This is a genomic window from Streptomyces sp. NPDC048479 (genome assembly GCF_040651435.1).
Lineage (GTDB): Bacteria > Actinomycetota > Actinomycetes > Streptomycetales > Streptomycetaceae > Streptomyces.
In genome coordinates, this window is the sequence record NZ_JBEZKA010000002.1 from 460689 (window position 1) to 474136 (window position 13448).

Sequence of the window (13448 nt, forward strand, 5' to 3'; positions counted from 1 at the left end):
GGTGCTGCGGTGGCGCCACATTGGCAGAGGGACGGGCGGTGCAGGGATGATGTACGCGGCGGGAATACGCCTTGGCCGGTTTCCGCCAGCGCGGCCGAAGAAGTGCACGTCCGGGGAGGGCTGGGGTCAGATGCTGGGAGCGATAGGTCTCGACGAGAGGCAGGAATCGGCGTACCGCGCGCTCGTCGCGCTCGGGGCGGCGGATGTCCCCGATCTCGCGCACCGGCTGGCGCTGCCGGAGACGGATACGGAGCGGGCGTTGCGACGGCTGGAGCAGCAGGGCCTTGCCGCGAAGTCCTCGGCCGGCACCGGACGGTGGGTGGCGGCCCCGCCCGGCGTGGCGCTGGGCGCGCTGCTGACCCAGCAGCGCCACGAGCTGGAGCAGGCGGAGCTGGCGGCGGCGCTGCTGGCGCAGGAGTTCAGGTCGGAGGCCACCGCTCCGGCCGTGCACGATCTGGTCGAGGTGGTGACGGGCGCGAGTGCCGTCGCGCACCGTTTCGTACAGCTGCAGTTGGGCGCCACCGAGGAGGTCTGCGCCCTGGTCACCGGAAATCCCGTCGTGGTCAACGGGACGGACAACGAGGCGGAGTTGAAGGCGGCGACGCGCGGGGTGAGGTACCGGGTGGTGGTCGAGCGTGAGGTGTTCTCGCTGCCCAACGGGATCACCGAACTGAGCGCGGCGCTGGGCCGTGACGAACAGGTCCGGGTGGTGGACCGGGTGCCGACCAAGCTGGTGGTCGCCGACCGAACGCTCGCCATGGTCCCGCTGACCGGGCGCGGGGCCGATCCCGCGGCACTCGTCGTGCATGCGAGCGGGCTGCTGGAGTCGCTGACGGGCCTGTTCGAGGCGGTGTGGCGGGAGGCGCTGCCGCTGCGGCTCGGCGTGGGTGGCGAGGTGGACGAGGAGAAGGCGCCGGGGCCGGATGCCACCGATCTGGAGATCCTTTCGCTGCTGCTCGCCGGAATGACGGACGCGAGTGTGGCCAAGCAGCTGGATCTCGGGCTGCGGACCGTTCAGCGCCGGGTGAAGGGGCTGATGGAGCTGACCGGTGTGACGACCCGGCTGCAGCTCGGCTGGCATGCGTACGCGAAGGGCTGGGTGGCCCGCGACCTGCGGGAATGATCAGCATCCTGCACTCTTGGCAGATGGGCGCATGGCAGCTCCTGATGGTCGGCCTGGTGATGCTGCTGGGCCTGCTCGGGGTGCTTGTGCCCGGTGTTCCGGGGCCGTGGTTGGTCTGGGCCGCGGTGCTGTGGTGGTCGATGCACGAGCAGTCCGGACCGGCCTGGGTGCTGCTGGTGGGCTCGACCGTCGTACTGGTGGTCACCCAGGCGATGGTCTGGCTGCTGCCGCCGCGCCGACTGCGCGGGGTGGGGGTCACCCGGCGGATGGCGCTGTTCGCGGGCGCGGGGGCGCTGGTCGGCTTCCTTCTGGTGCCGGTGGTGGGCGCGATACCCGGATTCATCGGGGGGATCTACGGCTCCGAGCGGCAACGGCTCGGCGGGCACGGCCCGGCGATGACCTCGACGAGGGCGGTGATGCGGGCGGTGGGGACCAGTGTGCTGGTGGAGCTGTTCGCCTGTCTGCTGGTCGTGGGGGCGTGGCTGGGGGCGGTCTTCGCGGGCTGAGCGCGACCCGGTGTCCCCGTGTCCTCCAGCCAAGTGCCTGTTGCCCTCTGCTGAACGCTGTCCAGATAGACAGAGACACATCGGATCTCTTCCGCTGTATTGACTGCCTCCCGCCGCCTGCCTACCTTCCGTCGAGGGATAGCTCGGATGAATTGACATGTCCGCGTACGAGCCACCGGGAGGCATCATGGCCACTGCACCAGACCCGTCCACTGCACCGGACCCCTCCAGAAGAACCGTCCTTGCCACCGGTACGGCAATCGGCGGAGCGCTGGTGGCGGGAGGTGCCGCCGCCGTCCCGGCGCAGGCCGCGCCCGCCCCGGAGGACACCACCGCTCTCACGGTGCACGCCGACAGCTGGCGCACGGTCCTCGACGACGCCGATCTCGTCTGGCAGAAGATGCCGAAGACCTGGTACGAGGGCCCATATCTCGGCAATGGCTACTTGGGCACCGGCATCTACGCCGAGCCCGGCGGAAAGAACGCCGTCCGCTTCAATGTCCAGCACTCCGAAGTGCAGGACCACCGGCCGGAGTTCGGCTCGCTCTTCGGCCTCGCCCGGCTGCCCGTCGGCCACTTCACGCTCGAGCCCGTCGGCACGATCACCGGCCTCGACTGGCGGCTGCGGCTGCGCGGCGCCGAGCTCACCGGCAGCCTCACCACCACGGCGGGCACGCTGCGCCTGCGCGTCTTCGTCCACACCACGACATCCCTGCTCACCGTCGAGATCACACCGAGCGAGGGCGAGAAGAACTTCCGCTGGGTCTTCCACCCGGCCGATGCCATCAGCCCGCGCGCCGCCTTCAAACCCCTTCCGGACGGGTACACGGGCAATCCGCCGGCCGTCGTCGAGCAGCACGGCGAGCTGACGGCCGCGGTCCAGCCGCTGCTCGCGGGCGGCCGGCATGTCACCGCCTGGCAGGAGCGCGTCCGCAAGGAGACGCGGACGCTGTATGTGTCCGTCGCGCACTCCTTCCCGAGGACGACCGCACTCGACCGTGCGCTGCGCACGGTGCGGGACGCGTCCTCGGCGCCGTACGACGTACTCGCCCTCCCCCACCGTCTCCGGTGGGAGCGCTTCTACCGCAAGAGCTTCCTGTCGCTGCCCGACGCACGGCTGCAGCGCTTCTACTGGATCCAGCTGTACAAGACGGCTTCCGCGGCCCGGCGCGACGCCCCCGTCATGGCCACCTGCGGGCCCTGGCTGGAGTCGACCCCCTGGCCCAACACCTGGTGGAACCTCAACGTCCAGCTGGAGTACTGGCTGATCCACGGCTCGAACCATCTTGAACTCGACGCCGTCTCACGCGCGTTGGGCGAGTTCCGGGCCCAGCTGACCGCCGAGGTCGCCGGCCCCTACCGTGGCGACTCGGCCGGCATCCCCCGCACCACCGACACCCGGCTCGTCAACGGCGGCGCCACTCCGTCCGGCACCGGCTACGGCGTCGGCATCCCCGGCCAGAACCCACCCACCCCCGAGGTCGGCAACCTCACCTGGGCGCTGCACAACGTCTGGCTCTCGTACCGCCACACCATGGACGAGTCGCTGCTGCGCGACCTCCTCTTCCCGCTGCTGCGCAAGGCGGTCAACTACTACCTGCACTTCCTCAACCCCGGGCCGGACGGCAAGCTGCATCTGCCGCCGACGTTCTCGCCGGAGTACGGCGTGGACGCGCCGGACTGCAACTACGACCTGATGCTGCTGCGCTGGGGCTGCCGTACGCTCATCGACTCGGCCGCGGAACTGGGCATCTCCGACCCTCTGACCGCCCGTTGGCAGGAGGTCCTCGCCAAGCTGGTCCCCTATCCGGTGGACGCGAACGGCTACATGATCGGCGCCGGTGTCCCGTTCGCGAAGTCCCACCGCCACTACTCGCATCTTCTCGCGGTGTATCCGCTGTACGAGATCACCGGCCGTACGCCCGAGGAACGCGCCCTGATCGAGAAGTCGCTCAGCCACTGGGTCAGCTTCGAAGGGGCGCTGCAGGGCTATACGTTCACGGGCGCGGCATCCATGTCCGCGCTGCTGGGCAAGGGCGAGGACGCGCTCAAGTACCTCGGCGAACTGATGACCCGTTTCATCCAGGCCAACACCATGTACAAGGAGTCGGGCCCCGTCATCGAGACCCCACTTTCGGCGGCGCAGTCGCTGCACGACATGGTCTGCCAGTCGTGGGGCGAGGTCATCCGGGTCTTCCCGGCGCTGCCGGACGCGTGGCGGGAGCTGGTCGTTCATGACTTCCGTACACAGGGGGCGTTCCTGCTCAGTGCGGTACGGCAGGCGGGGAGGACCCGCTGGGTCCGGCTGACCAGCGAAGCGGGCGCGCCGTGCGCCGTACGCCACGGCATCGCGGGCCCGATCGAGGTCCGCGACGGGCGGGGCCGGCGGCTGCGGTGGGAGAATGCGGGCAACGGTGCGATCCGTATCCCGCTGAGGAAGGGCGAGTCGGCGCTGATCACGGCGCGTGGGGACCGCCCGGACCTGCGGATCCGTCCGGTGGCTCCGAACGCGCCGGCCCCGGCGTGGGGCCTCCCGGCCTGACCGGTCCAGCAGCGGTCCCGGACCGGCCCCGGACGGGTCCTGTGCCGGTCCTGTGCCGGTCCGAAGTCCTAGGACTCGCCCAGTTCCCGCGTCCGATGCGGGGGACGCGGTACGCGTGTGAGGCTGCATCCATGACCGAATTCAGCGACGCCGAGCGCGCGTACCTCAAGTCCCAGCGCCTGGGACGGCTGGCGACCGTCGACCCGAAGGGTCAGCCACAGGCGAACCCGGTCGGTTTCTTCCCGCAGGAGGACGGGACGATCCTGGTCGGCGGCTACGCCCTGGGCACGACGAAGAAGTGGCGCAATCTCCGGGAGAATCCGAAGGTGGCGCTGGTGGTCGACGACATCGTGAGCCTCCAGCCGTGGAAGGTGCGCGGGGTGGACATCAGAGGCGAGGCCGAACTGCTGACGGGCCCGCACGAGTTGGGCCCGCACTTCAGCGAGGAGCTGATCCGGATCCACCCGCGGAAGATCCACAGCTGGGGCCTGGAGTAGGGCCGGAACGGGCGGCGTCAGCGACCATCGGGCCCGGTGACCCACGAGGTCACCGGGCCGGTCCCACCTGCAATCAGCGCATCCGGCCACGCTTCGCCTGCATCGCCGCGCGACCCTCCGCGCCCTTCTGCTTCCAGTCGCGCAGGATGTCCGCCCGCAGCCGCGCGTCCGTCTTCGCGACGATGCGCTGGTTCTCCCGCAGCAGCTTGCGGTAGCTCTCCAGCCGCCGCTCCGGCAGCGAACCGTCGTCGATCGCGGCGAGCACCGCGCAGCCCGGCTCCGACTCGTGCGCGCAGTCGTGGAAACGGCACTCCTCCGCGAGCTCCTCGATCTCCGAGAAGACCTGACCCACGCCGGACTCCGCGTCCCAGAGCCCCACGCCGCGCAGCCCGGGCGTGTCGATCAGCACACCCCCGCCGGGCAGCGCGAGGAGGTTGCGGGTCGTGGTGGTGTGCCGGCCCTTGCCATCGACGTCACGGGTCGCCTGCACATCCATCACGTCCTCGCCGAGCAGCGCGTTCGCGAGCGTCGACTTGCCGGCGCCGGACGCGCCGAGCAGCACACTCGTCCCGCCGGAGAGGACGGCGGTGAGCACATCGACGCCCTCACCCGACGCCGAACTGACAGGCAGCACCTGCACTCCGGGCGCGGTCGTCTCCACGTCCTGGACGAGGTACGAAAGACCGGTCACATCGGGAACGAGGTCTGCCTTGGTGAGCACGACGAGCGGCTGCGCGCCGCTCTCCCACGCCAGCGCGAGGAACCGCTCGATCCGCCCGAGGTCCAGTTCGACAGCGAGCGAGACCGCGATGATCGCGTGGTCGACGTTGGCCGCGAGGATCTGCCCCTCGGAGCGGCTCGAGGAGGTGGAGCGTACAAAGGCGGTACGGCGCGGCAGATACGTCCGTACGAAGCGGGGGTCGCCGTCACGGTCGACGGCAGCCCAGTCACCGGTGCAGATGACCCGCAGTGGATCGTGCGGGGTGACGAACGCGGTGTCGGCGCGGACCAGTCCGTCGGTGGTGACGACATCGCACTGGCCGCGGTCCACCCGTACGACTCGGCCGGGCAGCAGACCTTGTTCGGTGTACGGGGCGAACTCGGCGTCCCATCCTTCGTCCCAGCCGTAGGACGACAGCGGGTGCGACGAAGACGAAGCGGACGCAGAAACAGATGAGAGAGACAAGGGGAACCCTTCGAAGGGCGGCCCCGGCAGCGCGCTCGGCGCGCGGAAGAAGTGTGAGTGTCAGCCGGAGACCACGGGGGTGGGAACGATGAACTCCTGAATGCGGGCAACGCCCGTCTCCGTGACAGTCATCAATGTCCTCACCTCCTGCTCCTCGACGCACCAACGCGGTTTCCCGGGCACAGCACACGGCCGCGCCCCTGAACGAGCAGAACCGTAGCCCCACCCCAGGGCACGGCGCCAGCGATTAAATGTCGGGCCTCGTCCGAGCCGAACCCCTCACCAGCCGCCGTGGGGACGGCTGAACCCGCTCGCATCCCCTCGTCCGCGTCCGGGTCGATCGGCAGGGCTCCGGCTCGGCACCGGGGATGTATGCGGGCTCTCGGGAATCCCTCTCGGGCCCGGATTCGTCCGCCCGCATCAGAAGTCTCCGTACACACTGATCACCCGAATGGCTGCCGCAGGCCTCAATGAAATAGCGGCATCTCTATCTGCTCGGCATACCTCACCCATTATCCTCGGGGATTGCAGCGCCGACGCATGCTCGACTAAAATTTAGAATTCAAGATCGTCGGTGGGTGGGTCCGATTGATTGCCGGCAGCGCCCGGCTCTCTCGAGCCCGAACCCAGTGGCTCGCGTCTCGGCGGAAGGCCCGCCCGGCTTACCGGAGCGGCTGCCCCATCGATGGAGGACGGCCATGGCAAAGATTCTTTCGGTGCTCTATCCCGATCCTGTGGGCGGCTACCCTCCCGCCTACGCCCGCGACGAGATTCCGGCCATCACCGGCTACCCGGGGGGACAGACCGCGCCGACCCCCGAATCCGTCGACTTCACCCCGGGCCAGCTGCTGGGAAGCGTCTCAGGAGAGCTCGGCCTGCGCCGGTTCCTGGAGGACCGGGGCCACACCTATGTCGTCACCAGCGACAAGGAGGGACCGGACTCCGTCCTGGACCGCGAGCTGCCCGACGCCGACGTCGTGATCTCGCAGCCCTTCTGGCCCGCCTATCTGACCCCCGAGCGGATCACCGGGGCTCCTCAGCTCAAGCTGGCGATCACGGCGGGGATCGGATCGGACCACGTCGACCTCCCGAGCGCCATCACCCACGGCCTGACCGTGGCCGAGGTGACCTACAGCAACAGCATCAGCGTGTCGGAGCACGCCGTCATGCAGATCCTCACGCTCGTGCACAACTACATGCCCGCCCACGACTGGGTGACCGCCAAGAAGGGCTGGAACATCGCCGACAGCGTCTCGCGCGCCTACGACCTGGAGGGCATGCACGTCGGCATCCTCGGCTCCGGCCGCATCGGCCAGGCCGTGCTGCGCCGCCTCAAGCCGTTCGACGTCTCTCTGCACTACTGCGATCCGCACCGGCTGCCTCCGGAGATCGAGGAGGAGCTGGGGGTGACCTATCACCCCGACGCCCGGTCTCTGGCCTCCTCGGTGGACGTGCTGTCGATCCACGCTCCCCTGCATCCACAGACGCAGAACCTCTTCGACGACGAACTCATCGGGGTCATGAAGCGTGGTTCGTACATCGTCAACACCGCTCGCGCGCTCATCGTGAACCGGGACGCCGTGGTGCGGGCCCTGAACAGCGGCCAACTGGCCGGATACGCCGGTGACGTCTGGTATCCCCAGCCGCCACCGTCCGACCACCCCTGGCGCACCATGCCGTACGAGGCGATGACACCCCATGTCTCCGGGTCGACCCTCTCCGCCCAGGCCCGCTATGCGGCCGGCGTCCGGGAGATCCTGGAGTCCTGGCTCGACGGACGCCCCATCCGCCCGGAGTACCTGATCGTCGACGGCGGTGGGCTGGCCGGGACGGGAGCGCGCTCCTACACCGTCGCCGGATAACGCATAACAGTCCGCGGAGAAATCCCTGGAAGATCCACCACGTGAGTGGGCAATGGCCCCGTTCAGTCATCGCCATGCCTGCTGTGAGCCGCCTCGATCAGAATTTGCTGAACGGGTGCGACCGAGAGCCTCAGTTTCCGCAATTGGATTGATTTTGCATTATGCAGAGGTACCCGCGCCGCGCGTAATCTCTCGCAAGAAAACCATTGCACGAACTGCACTCCACAGACCCGGAGCGGTGTCCGCTGCCGGGATGGCCACTAGCCGTGGCCCGGTGAGATCCCGGCACGATGCCGTCCCCGGCTCCTGCGGCGCGGCTACCCCGCTCGTGTCCCATCCCGACAAGAGGCGTCATCAGCTGGTGGGGCCGCTCCAGTAGGCGTCCTTCCGTCGCATCGCATAAAGACCGATGCCACGTTCTGGGGACTGTGCCCACGGTGCCGTCCGGAGGCCGGCTGTCCGCGCGGGCACGCTCACCGGCTCGCCCCCTGCATCGAGCGGCGACCCTCTCGACGTCGCGCTGGAGGCGGACGATGTCGAGATCCTTCGGACTGAGGACGTCCAGGTCGGCCGGTGGGGGCCGACCTGGACGTCATGATCAGACGAGGTCGAACCGGTCGAGGTTCATCACCTTGTCCCACGCCGCGACGAAGTCGTTCACGAACTTCTCCTTCGCGTCATCGCTCGCGTAGACCTCCGCGACCGCGCGCAGCTCGGAGTTCGAACCGAAGACGAGGTCGGCACGGCTACCGGTCCACTTGACCTCGCCCGTGGCGGCGTCGCGACCCTCGAACGTGTTCGCGTCCTCGGACGTCGCCTTCCACGTCGTGCCCAGGTCGAGCAGGTTGACGAAGAAGTCGTTGGTCAGAGACCCGGGGGTCGTGGTGAAGGCGCCGAGCGACGACTGCTGGTGGTTCGCGCCCAGGACGCGGAGGCCACCGACGAGGGCCGTCATCTCGGGGGCGCTCAGGGTCAGGAGGTTCGCCCGGTCGGTCAGCAGGTACTCGGCCGGCAGCCGGTTGCCCTTCCCGAGGTAGTTGCGGAACCCGTCGGCGGTCGGCTCGAGCGCGGCGAACGACTCCACGTCGGTCTGCTCCTGCGACGCGTCCACGCGGCCCGGTGTGAAGGGGACCTCGACATCGAAGCCGGCGTCCTTTGCGGCCTGCTCGACGGCGGCACCACCGGCGAGCACGATCAGGTCGGCGAGCGAGATCTGCTTGCCGCCGGTCCGGGCGGCGTTGAAGGCCTCCTGGATCCCACCCAGGGTGCGCAGCACCGTCGCCAGCTGGTCCGGGTCGTTGACCTCCCACCCGCTCTGCGGCTGGAGGCGGATGCGCGCACCGTTGGCGCCGCCGCGCTTGTCGCTGCCGCGGAAGGACGAGGCCGACGCCCACGCGGAGGACACGAGTTGGGACACCGACAGGCCCGAGGCGAGGATCTGGCCCTTGAGGGAGGCGATGTCCTCGGCGTCGATGAGCTCGTGCGTCACCGCGGGGAGGGGGTCCTGCCACAGCAGCGTCTCGGCCGGGACCTCAGGGCCGAGGTAGCGCACGATCGGGCCCATGTCGCGGTGGGTCAGCTTGAACCACGCGCGGGCGAAGGCGTCCGCGAACTCGGCGGGGTTCTCCAGGAAGCGCCGCGAGATCTGCTCGTAGGCCGGGTCGAACCGGAGCGAGAGGTCGGTCGTCAGCATCGTCGGGGCGTGGCTCTTCGACGGGTCGTGGGCGTCGGGCACGGTGCCCACCCCGGCGCCGTCCTGCGGCCTCCACTGGTGCGCCCCTGCGGGGCTCTTGTACAGCTCCCACTCGTTGCCGAACAGGATCTCGAAGAAGCTGTTGTCCCACGTGATCGGGGTGTTCGTCCAGATACCCTCAAGACCGCTGGTGATCGCGTCGCCACCCTTGCCGGTGCCGAACGAGTTCCTCCAGCCGAGGCCCTGCTCCTCGAGCGGGGCGGCCTCGGGGTCGAGGCCGACGCTCTCCGCCGGGCCCGCGCCGTGGGTCTTGCCGAAGGTGTGACCACCCGCGATCAGGGCGACCGTCTCCTCGTCGTTCATCGCCATCCTGCGGAACGTCTCACGGATGTCGCGGGCCGCGGCGAGCGGGTCCGGGTTGCCGTTCGGGCCCTCCGGGTTGACGTAGATGAGGCCCATCTGGACCGCGCCGAGGGGGTTCTCCAGCTCCCGGTCGCCGGTGTAGCGCTCGTCGTCGAGCCAGGTGGTCTCGGGACCCCAGTAGACGTCCTCGTCGGGCTCCCAGACGTCCGCACGACCGCCGCCGAAGCCGAAGGTCTCGAAGCCCATCGACTCCAGGGCGACATTGCCGGCGAGGATCATGAGGTCGGCCCACGAGAGGCTCTTGCCGTACTTCTTCTTGACCGGCCACAGCAGGCGGCGGGCCTTGTCGAGGTTCCCGTTGTCCGGCCAGCTGTTGAGGGGGGCGAAGCGCTGCTGACCGGCCCCGCCGCCGCCGCGGCCGTCGCTGATCCGGTAGGTACCCGCGCTGTGCCACGCCATCCGGATCATGAACGGGCCGTAGTGGCCGAAGTCGGCGGGCCACCAGTCCTGCGAGGTTGTCAGCACCTCCGCGATGTCCTGCTTCACGGCCGGGAGTTCGAGGGTCTTGAAGGCCTCGGCGTAGTCGAACTCCTCGCCGAGGGGGTTGGCCACGGCGGGGTTCTTGGCAAGGATCTTCAGGTTGAGCCGCTCCGGCCACCACTGGCGGTTTCCGCCGCCCTGAGTCGGGTGCGGGGCGCGCCCGTGCGCGACCGGGCAGCCACCTCCGCCCTCCGTCTTCGCGTCTGTGACGATCGCATCATGGTTCTCAGACATGGGAATCCTTCCGAACTGGGCGGATCATGGTGCTCAGGAACTGCGGGCGGTGGAACAGCCGGGGTGCAGACCCCAGTGGATGACCTCGGCCTCGTCGATCGAGAAGCCGTGGTCGTCGGATGCGGTCAGACAGTGGCCTCGCCGACCGCGCAGTCGACGTCAGCGACGACACGAGGCGTCCCTCGAACCGGGCCGGGCTGCCGTCCGGATCGATGCGGCGTACGAGTCCCGCCACGGTGAGCGCGTGGAGGGCCTCACACACGACTTGAAGGGAGATATGGCCCACGCGATCGCGCACCCCGGAGGCGATCGCCTCGACACCGAGGCGGTCACCGTCCCGGACGGTCTCGAGCAGCGCGACGCGGGCGGCCGTCACCCGCAGGCCGGCACCGCGCAGCTCCGCGGCGGTTGTCCCATCACGTCTCTGTCTCCTGTCTGTACTGGAGTCTTCCTGTCCCTTGGCTATCACCGGAACCGATCCTACAATGGACAGAGTCCAAGTCAAGAAGTGCGCCAAACCCCTATCCAATCGGAACCCGGATGTCCACCAGTAAACTCCGGGTATCCCACCGAACCTGAATAGGTGAACCGATATGAGCGACCTGCTGGAGCGACTGCGAGGGCGTGGCTGGCGGATGACCTCCCAGCGGCGTGTCGTTGCGGAGGTCCTCGACGGCGACCACGTGCATCTCACGGCCGACGAGGTGCACGCCCGCGCGGTACAGCGGCTGCCCGAGATCTCCCGGGCAACCGTCTACAACGCCCTGGGCGAGCTGGTCTCCCTCGGTGAGGTCATAGAGGTCTCCACCGACGGCCGCGCCAAGCGTTACGACCCCAACGCACACCACCCGCACCAGCACCTGGTGTGCTCCAACTGCGGCACCATCCGCGATGTCCACCCGACCGGCAATCCGCTGACCGACCTCCCGGCGGAGGAACGGTTCGGCTTCACGGTGTCCGAGGTCGAGGTCACCTACCGCGGACTGTGCCCCTCCTGCGCCTAGGCAACGATTGCCCTGTCGCTGGCGGAGTTGTCGCTGGTGGGCGAGTACCGCCGGGGCCATGGTGGGCTCTACGCTGCGGTGGCCCGCGGACGAGTCGATGTCGTCCGGCTGCGGCGGGCACCGGCCGAGGTGCCGCTGCCGCGGGCTGAGGACGGCCGGCTGGTCCTGGCCGTCGATGTCACCTACTGGCTCGGCCCGCTCCTGCTCCTCGACGCACCAACGCGGTTCCCCGGGCATGACACACGGCCGCGTCCGGGAAGGAACCCTGCCCCCGCGACGCGACGCCACCCATGTGCAGAGGGCCGGGCTCGGGACCGACACCAACTCCCGGATGTAAGTGGCCCGTTACCTTGCACAAGGCGCTCGAACGGCGCCCTGTTGAAGGGATTGAAAAATGGCAGACCTGTTTACCGTGAGGGTTACCGTCCGCGGTTACGAGATCGATGCGCAGGGGCACCTCAACGGCACGGTGTATCTGCAGCATGCGGAGCACGCGCGCTGGGAGTTGCTGCGGGCAGCCGGAATCGAGCAGAACGCGCTGCTGGCGAAGGGCGTCGGCCCGATCAATCTGGAGACCACGATCCGGTACCACCGCGAGGTGGTCGCGGGTGATGACGTCGACATAACCTGCGCGTTCATCTTCGGGGAGGGCAAGTCGTTCCAGGTGGAGCAGACGTTCCACCGTACGGACGACAACACTCTCGTGGCCGAGGTCGTCAGCGTCGGAGGTCTGCTCGACCTGAAGGCACGCAAGCTGGTCGCCGACCCGCACGAGCACTTCCGCGCCGTGGCCTCCGACCCTGGCGTGTTCGGCCTCTGACACGGTTCCACCGGGCCGCTGTCGCGGCCCGGTGGAGCTCCGGTGCGGGTGTCAGCCGCCGACCAGGCGCACGGTGCTCAGGATCTTCCGTACCGTCGCGTCCGGCACCTCACCCGCAACGCCCTTCGCGCCGAGGAAGGTCCAGGACACGAAGTCGCCCTTGGAGTCCTCGAAGGCGAACGTGGTGGCCTTGCCGTCGGTGTCGCACTTGCCCTTCTTGTCGACGCCGGTGGACACCGCCGTCGCCACGCTGCCCTTGATGCCGGACCTCGCGGTGTACGGCTCCACCGCACCGGTCTTGATCTTCTTCTTGTCCGGCTGGGTGTACGCGCCATAGAGCCACAGGGACACGCTGTTGCGGGCGGCCTCCTCGGTGGTCCTGGCCCCCTTCTCGCCTCTGGAGCCGGCAGTGCCGAGCGCCGTGTCCTCCGGGGTGCCGTTCTTGTCGTCGTCGGACTGGCACCACTTCTCCTTGAACATCGCCGGGGCCGAGAAGCCGATGAGTGGCTTGTCCTCCGGGTCGTTGTTGTCGGAGACGTAGCTGGACCAGCTCGGCGACTTGAGCCCCCATTCCGGGGGAACGTCGAAGGCGATGCCGCCCTTCGGGTTCACCACGACCTTCCAGCCGGGAATCACCGGTTTCGGGTCGGCGGCGTCACGCGCATCGTCGTCGCCCGAACCGGTCGGCTTGGACGCCGGGGACGACGCCGATCGGGTCGGCCCCGGATCCGCCGTGTCGTCCTTGTCGCCGCCCAGGACCAGATAGCCGGTGACACCGGCGGCGATGACGACGGCGGTGGCCGCGGCGACGGCGACGGCCGTCGTGCTGCGGCCGCCGCGCGGAGGCTCGGACGGCGTACCCGTCGCGTACGGATTCGGCTGCTGATGCTGCTGATACGGATTCACATACCCGTCCTGGGAGTGCTGCTCGCCCCCCGGCGGCTGTTGTCCTTGCCACATGAGAGGCCACCATAGAGGGGCCGTCGGGAGGGGCTGGGGCCGGGCCGCGCGACCACCGAAAAACACCCACTCGCGCACGGGATGTATCCATACGCTCACTCCATGTGGCGAGGGGGCA

10 protein-coding genes and 2 pseudogenes are annotated in these 13448 nt (G+C 69.0%); 8 read left to right on the forward strand and 4 right to left on the reverse strand.

Annotated features, from left to right (window positions below; translation table 11 throughout):
• The first annotated feature begins 130 nt into the window (after positions 1–130).
• From AB0D12_RS04980 to AB0D12_RS04995, 4 genes are all read left to right on the forward strand, one after another.
• Entirely contained in the window at positions 131–1123 is a 993-nt protein-coding gene (locus tag AB0D12_RS04980; RefSeq protein ID WP_362677150.1) for a helix-turn-helix domain-containing protein, read from the forward strand.
• A gap of 23 nt (positions 1124–1146) precedes the next feature.
• Complete coding sequence (locus tag AB0D12_RS04985) at positions 1147–1629, forward strand: DUF456 domain-containing protein (RefSeq protein WP_362677152.1); 483 nt, start codon at positions 1147–1149, stop codon at positions 1627–1629.
• A gap of 187 nt (positions 1630–1816) precedes the next feature.
• Positions 1817–4171, forward strand: coding sequence for a glycoside hydrolase family 95-like protein (locus AB0D12_RS04990; RefSeq protein ID WP_362677154.1), 2355 nt, complete (start codon positions 1817–1819; stop codon positions 4169–4171).
• A 131-nt stretch (positions 4172–4302) separates the two neighbouring features.
• Positions 4303–4668 carry a PPOX class F420-dependent oxidoreductase gene (locus AB0D12_RS04995; RefSeq protein WP_362677156.1) on the forward strand — a complete coding sequence of 122 codons (366 nt, stop codon included), beginning with the start codon at positions 4303–4305 and terminating at the stop codon, positions 4666–4668.
• Between the two features lie 73 nt (positions 4669–4741).
• Here AB0D12_RS04995 and rsgA read toward each other — a convergent pair whose 3' ends face one another.
• Positions 4742–5854 carry a ribosome small subunit-dependent GTPase A gene (gene rsgA, locus AB0D12_RS05000; protein WP_362677158.1) on the reverse strand — a complete coding sequence of 371 codons (1113 nt, stop codon included), beginning with the start codon at positions 5852–5854 and terminating at the stop codon, positions 4742–4744.
• A 698-nt stretch (positions 5855–6552) separates the two neighbouring features.
• Here rsgA and AB0D12_RS05005 point away from each other — a divergent pair.
• Positions 6553–7716, forward strand: a complete 1164-nt coding sequence (locus AB0D12_RS05005) for an NAD-dependent formate dehydrogenase (RefSeq protein ID WP_362677160.1) — start codon at positions 6553–6555, stop codon at positions 7714–7716.
• 598 nt (positions 7717–8314) lie between these two features.
• Here the strand turns inward: AB0D12_RS05005 and katG are convergent.
• Together katG and AB0D12_RS05015 are read right to left on the reverse strand one after the other, a co-directional pair.
• Positions 8315–10546, reverse strand: a complete 2232-nt coding sequence (gene katG / locus AB0D12_RS05010) for a catalase/peroxidase HPI (protein WP_362677162.1) — start codon at positions 10544–10546, stop codon at positions 8315–8317.
• Between the two features lie 33 nt (positions 10547–10579).
• Positions 10580–10922: pseudogene (locus AB0D12_RS05015) on the reverse strand (transcriptional repressor).
• Between the two features lie 217 nt (positions 10923–11139).
• Between AB0D12_RS05015 and AB0D12_RS05020 the strand changes: the two are divergent.
• From AB0D12_RS05020 to AB0D12_RS05030, 3 genes and pseudogenes are all read left to right on the forward strand, one after another.
• Positions 11140–11550, forward strand: coding sequence for a Fur family transcriptional regulator (locus AB0D12_RS05020; RefSeq protein ID WP_362677164.1), 411 nt, complete (start codon positions 11140–11142; stop codon positions 11548–11550).
• Between the two features lie 15 nt (positions 11551–11565).
• Positions 11566–11748 (forward strand): annotated as a pseudogene (locus AB0D12_RS05025) (transposase); the annotation flags it as partial.
• Positions 11749–11944: 196 nt separating this feature from the next.
• Positions 11945–12370, forward strand: coding sequence for a thioesterase family protein (locus tag AB0D12_RS05030; protein ID WP_362677166.1), 426 nt, complete (start codon positions 11945–11947; stop codon positions 12368–12370).
• Between the two features lie 51 nt (positions 12371–12421).
• Here AB0D12_RS05030 and AB0D12_RS05035 read toward each other — a convergent pair whose 3' ends face one another.
• Positions 12422–13330 (reverse strand): hypothetical protein, encoded by a 909-nt coding sequence (locus tag AB0D12_RS05035; protein WP_362677168.1) that lies wholly within the window; start codon positions 13328–13330, stop codon positions 12422–12424.
• Between the last annotated feature and the right edge of the window lie 118 nt (positions 13331–13448).